Raw genomic sequence first — 17,633 nt, 5'->3', positions numbered from 1 at the left:
CATCACGCCGCAATCTCGCTGGTTATCTGCCCCTGGCTGAGCCGGTGGATGCCTGCTCGAACACCGCTTTACAGCCTTCGCTCAGATCCGATTTCCTGAGCCGCAGACAGGCTTCGACTCCCGATGGATCGGGAATGTAGGCACTGCACAGGCGAAAGGCGTCGGGGGTGCAAGCCGCTCGCTGCTCGGCTGTGCCCCGGTTCTCCTGGGCAAAACCTGTTGCGCTGCCAAGCGCGACTACGGCCGCTGCGAATAACGCCGGCATCAATCTCGTCATGTCAGATCCCTTCTCTGCTCGAGGCTTCTGGTTGAACCTGGCGGAGCCTCGCCGCCTTGATCCTGCACACGCGCTTGTGACGCACTCGTCTTGACTCAGGCAGCGGCGCGTGATTTATATGAACTATACGGTGTATTTTATTAAGGAGACGCGGAATGTCAACACTCCTGTTCGCGTTGATGCGCGAAAATCCGTTGCCCGGCCTCGCCGCCGCATCGCTGAACCTGATTGTCGCCTTGTGCCTCGTGGCCCTGAGCCTGCTGCTTGGCATCACGATCGCGATGATCGCGTGGGCTCATACGCTCGCCACACGCCAGCCCAGCACTATCCGGCTGGAGCGGAGGACGGTCGCATGACGCCGGCCCTGCTGATCGCCCGCGACTGCATCATCTACTGGGTCAACGCCTGGATCGCGCCGGTCGAATGCGTGTTCGACGTGATCGAGTCCGAACTCGCGCGCAGAGGCGTTGCGCCAGACGAAGTCGACCGTCTCACGCACACGGCGTGAGCGAGCACGGGTGTGTGAGATGCTGAACTTCATCGAAGTCTTTGACGGGATGAAAGTGGACCCGATCAACGGCGAGGTCGTGTGGACCGGTGTGACCGGAACACGGACAGCGCTCCAGCGCGATGGGCTCGCGATCGATCCGAAGGCCGCAGCCTATTGTCCAACCGACTGGCTCGATGAGCGCGGTTATCTCGACGCCGAACGTGCGCGCCGGCATCCCCGCCCGTGGAGTATCTGACGATGCGACAGAGTGATGCCGTTGTCAGGAGCCGCACGCCATGAGCCGACGATCCATAATGTCAATGCACGCGAGCCGATCGAACGACACCGCCCTTCCCTTGCGCGGCTATTTTCTGTCGGTTGGCGGCGACCTGCTCTGCTTGCTTTGGGCGATCGGTTGGGTGCTCCCGGCCCAACTGCCAAGCCGCTTCGCGGAGCCGGATCGTGCGCGGCCTCCGATCCGCATCCACTCCGACGTGAAGGGGCCGGAGCGCGTCGTGATCGATACCAACCAGTCGCTGCCCACGCTCTCCGACAAGGAGATCTTCGTCGCTCACACAGCCCTCGCAGGCGATTGACCAACCAAGACCGAGATTAATCCAATGTCGAAGCAGCATTTGTTTGCCCTGATCATGTGGTCCGCCACGCTCGCCGCGACAGCCGCCGTCGCGGATGTCCAGACTCCTGCGGGTGCGGGCGCCCGAACCTCCACTGCGCAAAGCGAGGCCGAAGAGGCAGCTATCCGCCGCGTTCTCTCGGAATTCCGTACCACGCGCGTCCCGCTCAGCCGGGCGATGGAGATCGCGGAACGTCTGCATGATGGCTCGAAGACCGCCGACATCAGCTTCGAGATCGACGGCCCGCCCGTCTACCGCGTTCGCACGATCCGGAATGAGCACGTGTGGGAGAATGCCATCGACGCAAATACCGGAAGCATCACCGGGAAGGAGATGACATCGTCGCTGAAGGAGCTCGATCGGGAAGACCTCGCCAAGATCCTCGCCCTGAAATGGATCAAGCAGGAATTGTCGGACGCCGTGCAGGTCGCCGAGAAAGCGGCGGCCGGCAGCGCGCTGGCCGGTGGGCTGATCCGACAGGACGGCAAACTCAACTTCGTGATCGTCGTCGCCTCCGGCGACCATTTGAAGGAGGTGCTGCTCGAGCCTCCAAAGGTCGGAAAGCAAGACACGAGTCACCATTAACACGAGCATTTCCATCAAGAATCAAAGAGCGAACTCACCATGAACTTCCAGCCTCGACCAGAGCTCTCATCCGCACGACGGCAGCTTCCCTTCGACTGCATCGCGCTGCTGTTGCAGGGCGGCGGTGCGCTCGGCGCCTATCAGGCGGGCGTGTACGAAGCCTTAGGCGAAGCCGGCATTCACCCCGACTGGGTCGCCGGCATCTCGATCGGAGCCATCAATGCCGCCATCATCGCCGGCAATCCGCCCGAGTCCCGTGTTGACCGCCTGCGCGATTTCTGGACCCAGGTCACCTCCACCGCCCCCTGGGATTGGTCCGGCAATCCCTTCCTGGATTGGACGCGGAGCGACAATACGCGCAACCTCATCAACCAGATGAGCGCCGGTCTGGCGGCCACGTGTGGCGCCACCGGATTCTTCTCCGCCCGTCCCGTCCTGCCCTGGCTGCAGCCCGGCGGAGCCAGCGACGCGACCAGCATCTATGACACGCGCGCGCTCAAGACCACGCTGGAGCGCGTGGTCGACTTCGATCGTATCAATGCCGGGCTGACGCGCTTCAGCGCCGGCGCGGTCAACGTCAGAACCGGTAATTTCGTCTATTTCGACAACACGATCCATACGATCCGGCCGGAGCACATCATGGCGAGCGGCGCACTGCCGCCCGGCTTTCCGGCCGTGGAGATCGAGGGCGAGCACTATTGGGACGGCGGTCTCGTCTCCAACACGCCGCTGCAATGGGTGATCGAGTCGGATGCGCCGCAGGACATGCTTGCGTTCCAGGTCGACCTCTGGAGCGCGCGCGGTCAACTTCCCCGCAACATGGCTGAGGTCGTCACGCGGCACAAGGAGATCCAGTATTCCAGCCGCACGCGCGCCAGCACCGACCAGTTCAAGCATGTGCAGCGCCTGCGGCGCGCACTCACGGATCTCCTGGGAAGGCTGCCCGAGGATCTCAATCAGCATGAGGACGTGAAACTGCTCAGCACGGCGGTCTCGCGGAATGTCTACAATATCGTCCACCTGATCTATCGCGCGCGCAACCACGAAGGGCATTCGAAGGACTACGAGTTCTCGCGCCTGTCGATGCAGGACCATTGGCAAGCCGGCTACCACGACGCCCTGCGTACCCTGCGCCATCCCGAGGTGCTCGCCCGGCCATCGAGTCCCGACGGGGTCTTCACCTTCGATCTCGAACATGACGGCCGCGAGTGACCGAACCTCATCGCCTCGAGATAACGCAATGCGCGAGACAGATGTGAAACAACGAGCCTTCGCAATGCCACTGACCAACCCGGCCTATCCACCCGGGCCGTACCGGTTCGTCGATCGCGAATACATGATCATCACCTATCGCACGGACCCGACCAAGCTCCGGGCCGTGGTTCCGGAGCCGCTGGAGGTGGATGAGCGAGACGCGCTCGTCAAATACGAGTTCATCCGCATGCCAGATTCCAACGGCTTTGGCGATTACACGGAAAGCGGGCAGGTCATTCCCGTCTCCTTCCGCGGCCGCAAGGGTGGGTACACGCATTGCATGTTCCTCAACGACGAAGGACCGATTGCGGGCGGACGTGAGCTCTGGGGCTTTCCGAAGAAGCTTGCGCAGCCGACGTTGCGAACCGAGATCGACACGCTGATCGGTACGCTGGATTACGGCCCGCTCCGGGTCGCCACGGGCACGATGGGCTACAAGCACCGCGAGGCCGATCTGGCGAACGTCAACGCTGCTCTCAAGGAGCCGAACTTCCTGCTCAAGATCATCCCGCACGTCGACGGCACCCCACGCATCTGCGAGCTCGTTCAGTACCATCTCGAGGACATCGTGCTGAAGGGCGCCTGGACCGGACCGGCGGCCTTGGCGCTCTCACCACACGCACTAGCGCCGGTAGCAGAACTGCCGGTACTGGAGATCGTCGCCGCCGTTCACATCCGTGCTGACCTCACGCTCGGGCTCGGGACGGTGATGCACGACTATCTGGGACAGCCGGCTCGCGGCTCGATTCGAGCCCGTGAGAGAGCCTTGGTCTTTTAATTTCAACTGCGCGCCGCGACCCGGGAGCGGCGACCCTATCAGCATCTAAGAGGAACTATAGAGATGGGAATTCTGAACGGTAAGACCGCGGTCGTCACGGGCTCGACCAGCGGGATTGGCCTCGCCTGCGCGCGGGCCTTCGCCAGCGCCGGCGCCAACGTCGTGATCAATGGCATAGGCGCGCCTGCCGATGTCGAGAAGGCCCGGACTGCGATCGAACGAGATTTCGCCGTCAAGGCGATCTATTCGCCCGCGGACATGACCAAACCGAGCGAGATCGCCGAGTTGATCGCGCTCGCAGAGAACACTTTCGGCAGCGTCGACATCCTCGTCAATAATGCCGGCATCCAGCATGTTTCGCCGATCGAAGAGTTCCCCGCCGAGAAGTGGGATGCGGTCATCGCGATCAACCTGTCCGCCGCCTTCCACGCCATTCGCGCGGCGGTGCCGGGTATGAAGACGCGCGGCTGGGGCCGCATCATCACCACGGCTTCGGCGCATTCGCTGGTCGCCTCGCCTTTCAAGTCCGCCTATGTCGCGGCCAAGCACGGTATTGCGGGCCTCACCAAGACGGTGGCGCTGGAGCTCGCGCGCTCGAAGATTACCTGCAATTGCATCAGCCCCGGCTACGTCTGGACGCCCCTCGTGGAGAAGCAGATCCCGAACACGATGGCGGCTCGTCGCATGCGGAGGGACGAAGTCATCAACGATGTCTTGCTCGCCGCGCAGCCCACGAAGGAGTTCGTCACCGTGGAGCAGGTCGCTGCGCTCGCGCTGTTTCTGTGCAGCGACGACGCTGCGCAGATCACCGGCGCAAACCTCTCGATGGATGGAGGCTGGACGGCCGCGTAGTTCGTTCAATTCATGGAGCTTTCAATCATGGCTGTAGTTGAAGAAACGAGGCTAAAGGAGACTAGGCGCGTTTCTGAGCTCAATCTCGAAGAGGATAACCGCTTGGTCAACGCCCTGCGCATGGGCGAGGAGGTCTTCAATGCGGATGTGCCGCCCCCCGATGCCGAGCTGAGGGCTCCGAGCGACTTCTATGCGGCGATTGCTTCAGGACCGCCGCGCACTCGGTCCAATGCCCCGGGATGAAGAGGTAAGGCTGCTTCCCTGTCTCGCGGCCTGATGGACGCGACAGAGAACGAACCGGCTGTTGACCCAAGTCAACATCAGTAAAGCCGAACCAGGAGATCATCCAATTCGAACAGTCAACGGAGACAGTCATGCCAGAGCATAGCAGCACGCATTTGTATCTGAATTGGGCCAAGGAGCGCATCGACGAAATGGATGCCGCCCTCGCCTCGTTCGACGTGAGGGTCGGCGCGGCCAAGGCCGAATCCAAGATTAAGGCCGAGCAGATCATCGCCGATCTGAAGAAGCGCCGCGACGAATTCCAGGTGCAGCTCAAGGCACAAGCCGAAGCCGGCGAAGCGGCCTTGGCACGCAGCAGGACGGAGCTCGAGAAGCAATGGGCTGGCTTCGAAGGGCGGATGAAGATCTATTTCGAAAGCGCCGGCAGGCAGGTCGAGCAGCAGCAGGCCACCTTCAAGGACATCGCCGCCGCGCAGGCAAAGGCCTGGCGCGAGGCCGCCGACAAGTTCCGTGAGGCGGCCAGCAAGGTGGCCGCAAGTCACGCCGGGGACTTCGATGCCGCCCTCAAGCAGATGAAATCCGATGCATCCGAAGCGGAAGCTCGTCTGCAGAAGCTGAAGCAGGCCGGTGGCGAGTCATGGTCCGTTCTAAGCGCAGCGCTCGCGGAATCCCGCAAGGCGTTCGATCAGGCCAATCAGGCAGCTTGGAATGCGCGGGCGGATGGTAGCTTCGGGACTGCGACAAGACATACTTGCCGCCGTGAAGCACATAAGTTTGCAGCAGACAGGCCGGCCCATCGCACACCTTCGGCGCACTCGGGCAGTAAAGGGCCGAGTAGTCGAGCCGGATTACGTTCGAATGATTGTCGTATGTCGCGAAATAGTGGCCGGCTTCCGCGTGCGCGCCGCATCTCGAAAGAACCACCCTTCTTACCTCGGGAGGAAGACGTTCGATGCGCGCCGCACTGAAGGGAGGATCAGGCGGTACGACCGGCACGGCAATAGCCGGATACGTGAACGTCAACACGATGGTGGTTGCCGAGATCTGTATCAATTTCATTCGAGACATCCTGCAATTGGCCCACCAGCGTTCAGACGCTGTGGACATGGCAGGAAGACCTGACGTCTAGCTGAACAGATCGCTGACGCTCCGACGTCGGAGCCGGATAACGTCGTCGTTACCTCATCTCGTCGCATGCGACGTAGACTTCAGATCGTTTCAGGGAAGACCAACCGTGCCTCGAAGCCGGCGCTACGACCCATCACGGGAGAAATGAGCGTCAAGCTGCCGCCAATCTGTTTCATAACACTGTCGACGATGGCGAGCCCGAGACCGCCGCCGGCACCGACCGAGGAGCCACGGACAAAAGGCTTTTTCAAAGTCTCGAGTGTCTCAGCCGGAATGACGGCACCGCCATTAAGCAGGCGAATCTGCCGGTCGCGGCCGATGACGATCTCGATCGGCTCTTCGGGGGCGCCATAGCGGACGGCATTCTCGATCAGGTTTCGGAGCGTTATGCCGAGGACGTCGATTTCCCCTTGCACGATAAATTCGTCTGGACATTCGGCGGTGACGACCAACCTGGCGCCCACGTCCTCGCGACGGCGAAACTCATCGACCAAGACCTGCACGACTGTCAGCATATCAATGCGTTCTCGCAGCATGCCGACGCCTGCCCCGGCCCGTGACAGTTGCAGCAGTTTCTCGGCAAGGCCGCTGAGCTCTTTTATCTGGCTGACGATACGCGCCGCGCGCTCTGCGTGCTGCGTGCCGGCGAGCTGGGCCGACAATAATTGCATCTGGGCCAGCACGGCCGCGATTGGCGTTCGCAATTCATGTGCGCTGTTTGCTGCAAACTGCCGCTCTGTAGCCAGCGCACGCTCCAGCCGCTCCAAGAGCCGGTTCACCGCCGCCAGCATCGACGCGAGCTCCGTCGGCAGGCCCATATCGGGAATCTGCGACAGATTGGAGCCGTCGCGGCGGCCAATCTCGCTCCGCAACCGCTCCAGCGAGCGCATGCTCTGGAACACAGCCCAGCGGATCAAGAACCAGGACAGCGGCAGGAACAGCAACAGCGGTCCGACCGTAAGTGCGACGGCGCGCCGCAGCGATTCGGAGCGGTGCATGGCAGGCTCGGCAACCTGGATGAAGTAGCCATCGACAGCCGCTGGTTGAGAATAGACCCGGTATTGCGGGATGTCGTGAAATCCCGCCTGGCGCGGCACCGGAAACGGCACCGCGGGCGCGTTCTCGGAGCGCATGACGATCTCGCCCGCCGGACCGACGATCTGATAGGCCAGGGCTCTTGGATCCATCGTTGCGACGAGGCGCTTGGCCATCTGCTGCATGGCCTGCGGTTGCTGGGTGGCATCGTAGGTGGCGGGCACCAGCCGCTGCGCGACCTCCTCGATCGCATCATCGAGCCGCTCGTGGACCTCGAATATCGTCAGCGTGCCAGCAGCAACACTGCCCAGCAGCCACAGCCCCGCCATTGACGAGCTCAAGACCCAGATCAGCCGCGACACCAGACTCCTGCCTGCCACGTCCTAGTCTCCCAAGCGGTAGCCGAGACCGCGTATCGTGCGAATGAAATCGCGCCCGAGCTTGCGGCGAACGCGGCTGACATAAACCTCGATGGTGTTGCTCTCGATCTCTTCGCCGAATGCGTACAGCGCATCCTCGATCTGCTCCTTCGACACCGTGGACTGCCGCCGCCGACCCAGCACTTCGATCACGGCCCACTCCCGCGCACTCAGTTCGACGGATCGCCCGTCCAGCCGCGCGATTTTCGATTCCCACTCCAGCTCCACCGGCCCCACCTGAACGACCGGCACTGAGTTGCCGAAATACCGGCGGCTGACGGCCTCCAGACGTGCATTCACTTCGTCGAGGTCGAAGGGCTTGACGATGTAATCGTCAGCTCCCGCTTTCAGCCCCTCGATCCGGTCACTGACGAGATCGCGCGCGGTCAGGATCACGACCGGCAGCGCGTCACCGCGGCGGCGAAGTTTGCGCAGGAAATCCAGTCCGCGCCCATCGGGCAGGTGCAGATCAAGCAGCAGCGCATCGTAAGACACTGTGCGCACCGCGTGCTCCGCCAGCTCCAACCGCTCGAACCAGTCGACGGCGTGTCCGGCCGCGCGAACATGCTCCTGCACAGCGGATCCGAGATGCGGCTCGTCTTCAACCAGCAACACTCGCATAGGCCCACTCGTGGTCATGAAGGCCAATTGCAGCAGAAAGCTGAAGCCAGCCTGAACGCGACCGAGAGTAGGCTTCAGGCCCGCGTCAGAAAAGCCCGCTAACGATCCCGGCCAACGATTTTTGTCGGACAGTGAACATGAACCATACGAGCCTATCACGCACAGCTCACGTATTCGCGATCAATGGGTCGGGGTCCAACCATGGCTCAGTGCCTTTTCGTGGGGCATCGACGCTTGCGAAGCCCCGGTTGCTCCTCAGCGTCGCGACGGTCGCTATCGCCTTAGCTACGGGATTCGCGGCGGGCCGCTTGCTGCCCTTCGCCTCGATCGCGGCGTCCGTGAGCGCCCCCGCGGCAGTTGTCGCCGATCCGGAACTGCCAGCAACAATTACTCTCTCGGAGCGGAAGCTCGCGAACGTGCAATTGCAGATCGAAAAGGCGAAGTCCGGTCCGCTGGTGCGTGCCGTGTCGGCGACGGGTAGCGTCGGATATGATCAGCTCCACCTTGCCCGCATAAGGCCCATGGCGCGCGGCCGGATCGAGGCGCTCGACGTAAACGCCGGCGATCGGGTCGTTGCAGGTCAGCGGTTGGCCGTCCTCGACAATTTCGACCTCAGTGCCGCCCATAGCAGGGTTCTTGGCGCCGAGGCGGCACTCAATCAGGCAAAGGCGCAACTCAAAGCGGCAAATGCTGCTTACGACCGCGCGGCAAACCTTATTCGCAGCGACCTCGTCACGCAGGCCGAGGTTGAGACTCGGCGCGCCACCGTGGCCACCATGGAAGCCGATCTCCGCACCAAGCAAGCCGAGTTGCAGCAGTACCGGGAAGAGGAGGCCCGGTTCTTGCCGATGCGCGCCGGCACCGCGGGGGCAGCCCCCGACGGCGATCAGCCAACGCTCGACACGCGGGGCGCCATTGTCGCGCCATTCGCCGGCGTGGTTGATTCAGCCTCCGTTGCGAAAGGGGAAATCGTCGATCCGGCAACCTCGATCCTGACCGTATCCGACCTGTTGACCGTTTGGATTCAGGCCGACGTGGCGGAAAGGGATCTCGGCACGATCAAGGTCGGGGATGCCGTGGAAGTGAGAGTGAAGGCTTTTCCCGGGCGAGTGTTTACCGGCCGTGTCACCTACATCCCCGACGCGATCGAGCCGGCGACCGGAATGGCTAAAGTACGCTGCGAGGTGCCAAATCCGGACGAGGCGTTGCGCGTCAACATGTTCGCGACCGTTACCATCCTTTCGCCGCAGGGCGGCGACGCTGTGATGGTGCCGAGCGAAAGCCTGCAGGAAGTCAACGGGCAGAGCGTCGTGTTCATTCCGGCGGGAGACCGCCAGTTCGCCTGGCGTGCGGTTCGTACCGGCCAGGTAGCAAACGGAAAGACCCAGATCACGAGCGGCCTTGCGGCGGACACGCCGGTCGTCGGCGAGGGCAGCTATTGGCTCAAGGCGGCTCTGATGCAGTCCACTATTCCGGACCAGGGCTAAGGCAGACATCGCCATGATCAACAGGATCGTCGATGCCGCCCTCGGCAACCGTATGCTCGTCCTCGTCCTCATTGCCGGGCTTGTCGCCGCCGGTCTTTTGAGCATGCAACGCCTGCCGTTTGACGCCGACCCTGACATCTCGCCGCTGCAGGTGCTGGTCACCACCCAAGCACCGGGTTTGGCTCCGCCGGACGTGGAGCGCTCGATCACCACGCCGATCGAGCTGGCGCTGCAGGGCCTGCCCGGTATGACGAGCTACCGCTCGATCTCGCGCTATGGACTGTCTGTCATCTATGTGAAGTTCGCCGATGGCGGCGACATTTTGACCGACCGCACGCTTGTTGCGCAGCGGCTGAGTCAGACAGCGCTCCCTGCAGAAGCAGGAGCGCCCAGGCTCGGCCCGCTCTCCGACGGCCTCTCCGAGATCTACCAATTCAGGGTTGAGGGCAAGAACTACTCGCTCATGCAGTTGCGGTCGATCCTGGATTGGCAGGTTGCGCCACAGCTCAAGCTGGTCCCCGGCATCACCGAGGTCAACGTCAACGGCGGCGAACTCAAGACCTACGAGGTCCGAGTTTCCGAACCCGAGTTGATGCGCTTTGGTCTATCCATCGAGGAGATGTACAACGCAGTGGCTCAGAACAATCGTGCCATTGGTGGCGCGACGATCGCGCGCAACGGCGAGCAGGCCGTCGTCCGCGGCGAAGGGCTGCTAGAATCGCTCGGCGACATCGGCAACATCGTGCTGCGCACCGCAGCTGGCGGGACGCCGCTTTACGTCAAGGACGTTGCCGAGGTGGTCGAGGCGCCGATGCCGCGGCTCGGGGCGGTGACGAGCCAAGGCGACGGCCAGGCGGTGGTCGGCGTCGCATTGATGACGCTGGGCGAGAACACGCGCGTGGTCGCCCAGCGTCTGGCAACCGCCGTGCAAGAGATCAACAAGACGCTGCCGCCTGGCGTCAGCGTCGTTCCCTACTACAACCGCGCCGATCTGATCGACAGCGTTCTGCAGACGGTGGCTCACAACCTGGCCGAAGGCGCCTTCCTGGTCATTATTGTTCTGTTGTTGTTGCTGGGCAATTTCCGCGCCGCCGTCATCGTGGCGCTGGCCATCCCGCTGTCGATGCTGGCCGCCGTCACGGCCATGTATTTCGCCGGCCTCTCCGGCAACCTGATGAGCCTCGGCGCGATCGATTTCGGCCTCCTGGTCGACGGCGCGGTGGTGATGATCGAGAACATCGTGCGCCGTCGTGCGGAGGCGTCATCTCTCCCGGTCGAGCAGGTGGTGCGCGAGGCCGCGCATGATGTGGCGCGCCCGGTCGCCTTTGCGGTCGCAATCATCTCGCTGATCTATCTGCCGATCCTCAGCCTGCAGGGAGTCGAGGGCAAAATGTTCCGCCCGATGGCGCTGACCGTGATGTTCGCGCTGGTCGCGTCGCTCGTACTAACACTCACGCTGATGCCGGTGCTCGCTTCGTTCTTCCTGCGCAAGCCGGTCGCCGAGCGCGACAGCCGGATCATCGGCGTTGCCCGGAGCGGTTACGCGCCCGTGCTCACGAGGACGATGCGCCATCCCGGAATCACCATTCTCGTGGCGACCTTGATGCTGGGCGGCGCCCTCATGATCGGCTCTCGTCTCGGCGCGGAGTTCCTGCCGCGCTTGGAGGAAGGCGCCCTCACCGTCACCACCACCAAGCTGCCCGGCATCTCGCTCGAATCCGCGATCGCTACCCAGACCATGGTGGAGAAGACGCTCAAGAAATTCCCCGAAGTCGAGACTGTCACCACACTCGGCGGCAGCTCGGAGATACCGACCGACCCGATGGGGATCGAGCAAAGCGACACCTTCATTACGCTGAAGCCGAAATCACAATGGCGCACCGCGCAAACCGAGGCTGGGCTGATTGAAGCTTACAAGCAGGCTCTAGATCAGAGCGTCCCTGGTATTAGCCAAAGCTGGGCGCAACCGATCGAGATGCGTATGGACGACCTCTTGCAGGGTGTGATGGCGGACCTTGCCATCGTCGTCCACGGCACCGACACGGCAACACTCCACGACCTCGCCGACCGCGTGGCGCGCGTGGTCTCGACCGTTCCCGGTGCCGCCGACGTGCAGGCAAAACAAACGGTTGGCCAGCCGTATCTCCGCGTCATCGTCAATCGCGACGCGATCGCGCGGCGAGGATTCAATGCGACCCAGGTGCTCGATCTCGTCGAAGCTCTGGGCGGACGCACCGTCGGCACCATGAAGGATGGGGAAGAGCGGTACAATATCCGCGTCCGCCTGGCTCCGCAGGACCGTGGCAGCATCGACCATATCCGGACGCTGCGCGTGATGAACGGCGCCGGCGTTTCAGCGCCTCTCGGCGATCTAGCCGACATCCGCTGGGAGCCCGGCCCCGCGCAGATCGAGCGCGAGGACGGCAAGCGCGTCATCACGGTGCAGGCCAACGTGCGCGCACGGCCCCTTGCGAGCTTCGTGGCCGATGCGCAGCAGGCGGTTTCCGCCCAGGTCCGCCTGCCGCCGGGCTATACGATCTCCTGGGGTGGGAGTTTCCAGGATCTTCAGGAGGGCATGGCGCGGCTGTCGAGCGTCGTCCCGCTGGCGCTCGCCGTCATCTTCCTGTTGCTCTATCTGATGTTCGGCAGCGCGAGGCTCGCGACGCTGATCTTCTTCAACGTGCCGTTTGCGGCCGTGGGCGGGATCTTCGCCCTCGCGCTGCGCGGCATGCCGTTCAGCATTTCGGCCGCGATCGGCTTCATCGCCCTGTTCGGCATCGCCATCCTGAACGGTGTTGTGATGGTGAGCTACATGGAGGAGCGGCGTAAGGAGGGTCTCGCTGCCGCTTCGGCTGCCTGGCAGGCGGCCATGACGAGGCTGCGCCCCGTGCTGATGACGGCGACCGTAGCCAGCCTTGGTTTCTTGCCCATGGCGGTCTCGACCAGCTCCGGCGCCGAAGTGCAGCGCCCCCTCGCGACCGTCGTCATCGGCGGCCTGATCAGCGCGACCTTGCTCACGTTGCTGGTGCTCCCTGCTCTCTATCCTTGGTTCTGCCAAGCGCGCCGCTCCGTTCGCGCGGACGCGCTCGATGCTTCCCACGCGCCGCAACCGGCAGAGTGACGACAGGTGACGATGCCGAGACGCGCGCGTTCAATCGTCCACGGCAGGCCTGCTGTCGTCCGCTGCGGTCGCTTCACGTAGGGCCTGCCGTTGAAGCACGTGTCTCAAGTGCGCCGAGGCGACGGGTAGTTCCCATCTGCGGTGCTGAAATTTGTCGGCCTTTCGAACGCCGACCTCTTCCCGAGATTCAAGGTCCCAGCGCCGAAAAGGGCGGGAAGCGCCGTCGGAAAAAAGAATCGACCAGATGAATCCCCTTTTGCCGATTGGCGTCGGCCTTGATCAGGCTCGCGTCGACGGAAAATCCTTCACCTCCGACCAGCCGCTCCTCGATACAACGTTGCAAGACGCTCTCGAACACGCGACGGAAGAGACCGCTTTCTCGGAAAGGACCATGTCTGTTCTTTGAGAACGTCGAGTGATCCGGCACCGCACCGTCCAGGTCGAGCCGGCAGAACCACCGGTAGGCCAAATTGAGGTGAACCTCATCGCACAGCCGCCGCTCCGATCGGATGCCGAAGCAATAGCCGATCAGGAGCATCCGTATCATCAGCTCAGGATCGATCGAAGGCCGCCCGATCTTACTGTAGAAGGGCGCCAGGTCCTGCTAATCTGTTCAAGATCGACAAATCTATCGATCGAGCGAAGTAAGGGGTCGGAAGTGCCTCTCGAGCGCGAACTCATAGAACAAAGCAGCCTGTTCGACTTGATGTCCCATCATGATCTTCAGTCCTGCCAATTAGACAGACTGAATCACTGCTATCTCTGAGTCGCAACTGCGCCCTTTTTCAACAAAATCTGCCCAAAGCAGTCATCGACGGAGAAGAAGGCGGGGTCCTGCGCCTTCGCGAGAAAGATGATCTTCCGTATTTCTGAGAGGGCACTGTGAAAGCGAGAGGCAGCCGCAGCCAATACAATCGTCAAGCTGATCGCGAAGCTGCAACAGGCCGGTAATGCGTTCGTTCAACATTTCCTTCCACTGCGTCGTAAACTGATGCCAATCTCGCTCCGAAAGGGATGTGTCTTCGGGTAGACGGTCGAGGTTTTCCTTGATTATCGAGAGCGGAATACCGGCTCTTTGAGCGATCCTGATCACAGCCACGCGTCTTAACACCCGCCGCGCGTATCTGCGTTGATTTCCGGCAGTGCGGCTCGATCTGATGAGCCCCTTGGACTCGTAAAAATGCAAGGTGGCGACGGTCACGCCGCTGCGCCGTGCCACTTCGCCGACAGAGAGAATTTTTGTAGGTGTCATGATTATCGCCATTGACCTCATCTATACATGAGGTTTTATAAGCCTTGTTGGCTTTCACCTGCAAGCCGTCACGCCAAAGGCGCGGCTAACTCATCGTAGGAGATTTGATGTCAACACAGCCCCTCCGTTTGCTCGGCATCTCAGGGAGCCTTAGAGCAGGCTCATTTAATACCGCGATCCTTCACAGTCTCGCTGAGGCCGTAGACCAAGAGGCAAAAATGCTCGTCTACCCGCTGAATGATATTCCGCTCTACAACAGCGACCATGACCACACTCCGCCGGCTGCGGTGCAGGATTTCAGGCAGGCAATTGCTTATGCCGACGGCATCATTCTTGCGACGCCGGAATATAATTACGGTATGTCAGGCGTGCTCAAAAATGCGCTAGACTGGGCATCTCGCCCCTACGGCTCAGCTTCATTGAAGGGCAAACCCACGCTTACGCTTTCTTCATCCCCAGCAGCAACGGGCGGTGTTCGGGCACAAGCTCAGCTCACTGAAACGCTGATGGGCATCGGGGCCTACATCACCATCAGGCCGCAGATTGTCATATCATCCGCTCATGAGCGAGTGAAAGACGGGCGGCTTGTCGATACAGATACTTTGGACTTCATGCTGGAGGCAGTGCGGCACCTTATTGCAAACATCGAAGAACGTCAGGATAACTTGGCGAAGGTCGCCTGAACACCTAGCGGGAATTCCTCCTTCAGAATCAGCGAAGCGTGCCAGGGTACCGCGCTTCGCTGCCCATCGTTGGTACGGCGACGGCACTCGCTTCAAACTTTGGGTCACAGGTGAGCAGAAACAAAAGTCTGCTTTGGCGCAGTGTTGCCGTCGATGTTGCAGCCGTAGATTTCGGAACGGTCTACCGCGCTTGGTCAATGTGCGAGGAAAACACCGCTTACTGTTGTGCGCCGTACCGGAAAGTTGGACCGCCTCCCTCGCCGACTACCGCCTGAGCCCCGAAACAAGAGGCGACCCTGGATCTCAGTCCAGGCGAAGTCCGCGAGCTGACGAAGTAAGACTGCTCATCTAGTCTTCGTCCGGCTCGCGCACGACCGCCGGTTCGTCGGTGCCTTCGTCCTCGTCGTCCTCCTCTTCCTCCTCGTCGGGATCTCGAGGCGGCATGCCGTCAATGATCGCGAACGGATTCCGGTCGGTCAACCTGGCCGAAAATTCTTCGGGAAAGATTGGGCTCATGTACTGCTCCTTGGGTTGTTTGCCCCAGGGATACCACCTCCTGCTGCGCGTGCTTTGCCGCTCACGCCGACTTCCGTTGCCGGCCGGACGCGGGCTTCTTACGCCGCCGTTTCCTTCGCAGGCTTCTTGCCGGCGATCGGCATCAGCATCTCCTTCTGACCGGCCGCCGCCTTCCTCGTCTTTTTGGCCGGTTTCTTCGGTGCCGCGGTCTCGGCCGAAGATTGTCCCACTTCCGAATACCGGAACATTACACGTAAGCACTCTCGCCAGCCACCTGCCATCGGAAGCCCAGACCTGTACATGCGCCACAAAACCTACTCACGTTGGTTGTGACGAAATTTTTCTTGATGTGTGGGTGCACGCTCCTTCTAGAAGTTGGGTCTCTACGCTCGATTAGGAACTAAGAGCCAGGTTCTTAGGTTGGGAGCGCGTGTATTGCCGGAGGTGACCATGAAGGTTCTATCCATTACCGCCTTTGCACTGCTTCTGGTCTCATCAGCCCATGCAGCCGAGTCGGCTAGTCGGCGCTTCTTGAAAAAAGCCATCGAAGGTAACTTCGCGGAAGTTAAAATGGGGCAGCTCGCGCAGCAGAACGGCCAAAGCGATGGTGTAAAGAAGTTCGGACAGACTCTGTCGAACGATCATTCTGCCGCCAACGAGAAGGCGATGGATGCGGCGAAATCCGAAGGCGTTGCCCCACCTGACGGCCCAAACGCCAAACAGAAATCCGACTATGAGAAGATGGCTAGAATGACCGGCGCGAAATTCGACCAGGAGTTCGCGAGGCATATGGTCGCCGATCATCAGAAGGACATCGCAGAACACAAGAAGGCAGCGAAGCAGTCCGACGCGGCCGGGGAATACGCCAAAGCCCAGATTCCGGTGCTGGAGGAGCACCTCGATACGGCCAAATCGCTGAACTCGAAGCGGATATCGGGTCGATAGAGTCCGCTTACCACGGTCGACCATTCGCTTTGGGCATCGAACGCTCTTCGAACCTGTGCCGAGCCAAACCCCGCTCCCCAAGGTTGGCGGTCCAGTGATGGGGTTGGGTCCGCACTCACCCGCCTGAATGGGACTCGTGGTCGCCTGGAATTTGGAGTGGAAACGCAGTCTGCCTGTGTCAGGTGGACGCAGGAGCGATCTCGCAAGCGTAGGAACATCGTTGGAACGAGGAGGTTACGGACCCAAGTTCTTTTTTAGAAGCACTCAAAATGGCTTATTCCCCGGAAGTGGGTCGTCCAGGCGACCACCGAAATCCTCCCCAGGCGAGTGCAGTCGCTCCCGCCGACGAGGTCCGCACCATCATGCTGAATGAGGTCTCTTGGGGTGCTGTCTTGGCCGGTGCCACGATTGCTCTCGTGATGCAAATGATCCTGAACATGATTGGAATCGGCGTAGGGCTGTCGACCATCGACGTCGCGGCGGGAGATACTCCGAGCGCCGGATCACTTTCCATTGGAGCTGGTATCTGGTGGGTTATCTCCGGAATAGTTGCGGCTGCGATTGGAGGCTACATCGCTGGGCGGCTTTCAGGAAAGGCGTCCCACACGACGACGGCGTATCACGGTCTGATTGCGTGGGCGGTTTCCACCCTCATCGTCGTGTACCTGCTTTCGTCGGCAGCCTCGGGTCTGATTGGCGGCACCCTGAGCACGGCATCGTCAGCACTGGGAGGAGCCGGTAAAGCCGTCGGCGGGTCCGTTCAAACTGCGGTCCAGACCGCAGCGCCTTCCTTGAACACCATCAGCGATCCGGCGGCGACCATCGAGAACAGGGTTCGCAGTGCCTCCGGCGGCCAGGATCCCGCGGCACTTCGGGACGCCGCAGCAACAGCCGTTCGTGCGGCGCTCTCGGGAGACCCCGCACAACAGGCCGCTGCGACGGATAAGGCTGCTGATGCTCTGGCCAAGGCGCAGAATATTTCCGTCGATGAAGCCAAGGCTCAGGTTGCACAGTACCAACAGCAGTACCGAGAAGCGCTCGCCAAAACCAAAGAACAAGCAAAGCAAGCGGCTGATACCACGGCCAAGACGGTGTCGCGCGGTGCCCTCTTCGGTGCTCTGGCTCTTCTGCTTGGTGCTCTGGCGGCGTTTTTTGCAGGTCAGGTCAGTGCGGTAACGCCGACGGTGACGCGTGGACCAGTACGATCATTCACTTGAAATAATGTGAAGAAGACGTCTAGGTCGCGTGGACAGTTATGTTAGCCAGAGCAGAGTTGCGGCGATAGCGACGACAGCGAAGTAATTTCGTGCGG

21 protein-coding genes and 1 pseudogene are annotated in these 17,633 nt (G+C 61.5%); 16 read left to right on the top strand and 6 right to left on the bottom strand.

The features are described 5' to 3' along the window. The first annotated feature begins 432 nt into the window (after window positions 1–432). The 11 genes from AC5ZGW_RS38450 to AC5ZGW_RS38400 all read left to right on the top strand — a co-directional run bounded on the left by AC5ZGW_RS38450 (window position 433) and on the right by AC5ZGW_RS38400 (window position 6,243). The gene (locus tag AC5ZGW_RS38450) at window positions 433–633 is read left to right on the top strand and encodes a hypothetical protein (RefSeq protein ID WP_130228603.1); all 201 of its coding nucleotides are present in this window, start codon (window positions 433–435) and stop codon (window positions 631–633) included. Beyond that, window positions 630–785, top strand: a complete 156-nt coding sequence (locus AC5ZGW_RS38445) for a hypothetical protein (RefSeq protein WP_165435440.1) — start codon at window positions 630–632, stop codon at window positions 783–785. Before AC5ZGW_RS38450 ends, AC5ZGW_RS38445 begins: the two co-directional genes overlap by 4 nt. Before the next feature lie 19 nt (window positions 786–804). Beyond that, window positions 805–1,023: a hypothetical protein gene (locus tag AC5ZGW_RS38440; protein ID WP_245474939.1), complete on the top strand. Its 219-nt coding sequence runs from the start codon at window positions 805–807 to the stop codon at window positions 1,021–1,023. Window positions 1,024–1,081: 58 nt separating this feature from the next. After that, on the top strand, window positions 1,082–1,363 hold the full coding sequence (locus AC5ZGW_RS38435) for a hypothetical protein (protein ID WP_496114060.1): 282 nt from the start codon (window positions 1,082–1,084) through the stop codon (window positions 1,361–1,363). A gap of 24 nt (window positions 1,364–1,387) precedes the next feature. Further along, on the top strand, window positions 1,388–1,987 hold the full coding sequence (locus AC5ZGW_RS38430; RefSeq protein WP_130228601.1) for a PepSY domain-containing protein: 600 nt from the start codon (window positions 1,388–1,390) through the stop codon (window positions 1,985–1,987). A 39-nt stretch (window positions 1,988–2,026) separates the two neighbouring features. Continuing rightward, on the top strand, window positions 2,027–3,199 hold the full coding sequence (locus AC5ZGW_RS38425) for a DUF3734 domain-containing protein (RefSeq protein ID WP_130228600.1): 1,173 nt from the start codon (window positions 2,027–2,029) through the stop codon (window positions 3,197–3,199). A 28-nt stretch (window positions 3,200–3,227) separates the two neighbouring features. Then, on the top strand, window positions 3,228–4,019 hold the full coding sequence (locus AC5ZGW_RS38420; RefSeq protein ID WP_130228599.1) for an acetoacetate decarboxylase: 792 nt from the start codon (window positions 3,228–3,230) through the stop codon (window positions 4,017–4,019). 63 nt (window positions 4,020–4,082) lie between these two features. Beyond that, a complete protein-coding gene (locus AC5ZGW_RS38415) occupies window positions 4,083–4,871 on the top strand; it encodes a 3-hydroxybutyrate dehydrogenase (RefSeq protein ID WP_130228598.1) in 789 nt (262 codons plus the stop codon). A 27-nt stretch (window positions 4,872–4,898) separates the two neighbouring features. Beyond that, complete coding sequence (locus AC5ZGW_RS38410) at window positions 4,899–5,114, top strand: hypothetical protein (protein ID WP_130228597.1); 216 nt, start codon at window positions 4,899–4,901, stop codon at window positions 5,112–5,114. A 191-nt stretch (window positions 5,115–5,305) separates the two neighbouring features. Next, on the top strand, window positions 5,306–6,082 hold the full coding sequence (locus AC5ZGW_RS38405) for a hypothetical protein (RefSeq protein WP_349645109.1): 777 nt from the start codon (window positions 5,306–5,308) through the stop codon (window positions 6,080–6,082). Beyond that, entirely contained in the window at window positions 6,067–6,243 is a 177-nt protein-coding gene (locus tag AC5ZGW_RS38400) for a hypothetical protein (RefSeq protein ID WP_165435439.1), read from the top strand. The genes AC5ZGW_RS38405 and AC5ZGW_RS38400 overlap by 16 nt, the downstream gene beginning before the upstream one ends. 79 nt (window positions 6,244–6,322) lie before the next feature. On the opposite strand, the gene AC5ZGW_RS38395 is transcribed toward AC5ZGW_RS38400, so the two are convergent. Both AC5ZGW_RS38395 and AC5ZGW_RS38390 read right to left on the bottom strand, forming a co-directional pair. Further along, on the bottom strand, window positions 6,323–7,657 hold the full coding sequence (locus tag AC5ZGW_RS38395; RefSeq protein ID WP_130228596.1) for an ATP-binding protein: 1,335 nt from the start codon (window positions 7,655–7,657) through the stop codon (window positions 6,323–6,325). Between the two features lie 3 nt (window positions 7,658–7,660). Then, a complete protein-coding gene (locus tag AC5ZGW_RS38390; protein ID WP_130228595.1) occupies window positions 7,661–8,317 on the bottom strand; it encodes a response regulator in 657 nt (218 codons plus the stop codon). A gap of 248 nt (window positions 8,318–8,565) precedes the next feature. Here AC5ZGW_RS38390 and AC5ZGW_RS38385 point away from each other — a divergent pair, with 248 nt between their 5' ends. Both AC5ZGW_RS38385 and AC5ZGW_RS38380 read left to right on the top strand, forming a co-directional pair. Further along, window positions 8,566–9,804 carry an efflux RND transporter periplasmic adaptor subunit gene (locus tag AC5ZGW_RS38385; RefSeq protein WP_165435438.1) on the top strand — a complete coding sequence of 413 codons (1,239 nt, stop codon included), beginning with the start codon at window positions 8,566–8,568 and terminating at the stop codon, window positions 9,802–9,804. Window positions 9,805–9,817: 13 nt separating this feature from the next. Continuing rightward, on the top strand, window positions 9,818–12,925 hold the full coding sequence (locus AC5ZGW_RS38380; protein ID WP_130228593.1) for an efflux RND transporter permease subunit: 3,108 nt from the start codon (window positions 9,818–9,820) through the stop codon (window positions 12,923–12,925). Window positions 12,926–13,178: 253 nt separating this feature from the next. On the opposite strand, the pseudogene AC5ZGW_RS38375 reads toward AC5ZGW_RS38380, so the two are convergent. Together AC5ZGW_RS38375 and soxR are read right to left on the bottom strand one after the other, a co-directional pair. Then, window positions 13,179–13,643: pseudogene (locus AC5ZGW_RS38375) on the bottom strand (transposase); the annotation flags it as partial. A gap of 90 nt (window positions 13,644–13,733) precedes the next feature. Further along, entirely contained in the window at window positions 13,734–14,189 is a 456-nt protein-coding gene (soxR, locus tag AC5ZGW_RS38370; protein WP_165435437.1) for a redox-sensitive transcriptional activator SoxR, read from the bottom strand. Window positions 14,190–14,284: 95 nt separating this feature from the next. Between soxR and AC5ZGW_RS38365 the strand changes: the two genes are divergently transcribed. Beyond that, entirely contained in the window at window positions 14,285–14,860 is a 576-nt protein-coding gene (locus AC5ZGW_RS38365) for an NADPH-dependent FMN reductase (protein WP_130228592.1), read from the top strand. Between the two features lie 348 nt (window positions 14,861–15,208). Here the strand turns inward: AC5ZGW_RS38365 and AC5ZGW_RS38360 are convergent, their stop codons facing one another. Both AC5ZGW_RS38360 and AC5ZGW_RS38355 read right to left on the bottom strand, forming a co-directional pair. Continuing rightward, a complete protein-coding gene (locus tag AC5ZGW_RS38360; RefSeq protein WP_165435436.1) occupies window positions 15,209–15,376 on the bottom strand; it encodes a hypothetical protein in 168 nt (55 codons plus the stop codon). A 98-nt stretch (window positions 15,377–15,474) separates the two neighbouring features. Next, complete coding sequence (locus AC5ZGW_RS38355) at window positions 15,475–15,606, bottom strand: hypothetical protein (protein WP_283813300.1); 132 nt, start codon at window positions 15,604–15,606, stop codon at window positions 15,475–15,477. A 220-nt stretch (window positions 15,607–15,826) separates the two neighbouring features. On the opposite strand from AC5ZGW_RS38355, the gene AC5ZGW_RS38350 reads away from it, so the two are divergent. Together AC5ZGW_RS38350 and AC5ZGW_RS38345 are read left to right on the top strand one after the other, a co-directional pair. Beyond that, window positions 15,827–16,321 (top strand): DUF4142 domain-containing protein, encoded by a 495-nt coding sequence (locus tag AC5ZGW_RS38350; RefSeq protein ID WP_130228591.1) that lies wholly within the window; start codon window positions 15,827–15,829, stop codon window positions 16,319–16,321. Window positions 16,322–16,590: 269 nt separating this feature from the next. Then, window positions 16,591–17,538, top strand: a complete 948-nt coding sequence (locus AC5ZGW_RS38345) for a PhnA-like protein (RefSeq protein WP_130228590.1) — start codon at window positions 16,591–16,593, stop codon at window positions 17,536–17,538. Window positions 17,539–17,633 lie beyond the last annotated feature (95 nt).

The sequence above is a fragment of the Bradyrhizobium sp. Crot121 genome, assembly GCF_059512385.1.
The sequence above is the reverse complement of the archived record's forward strand: the minus strand, read 5'-3'. Positions and strand labels throughout refer to the sequence as shown.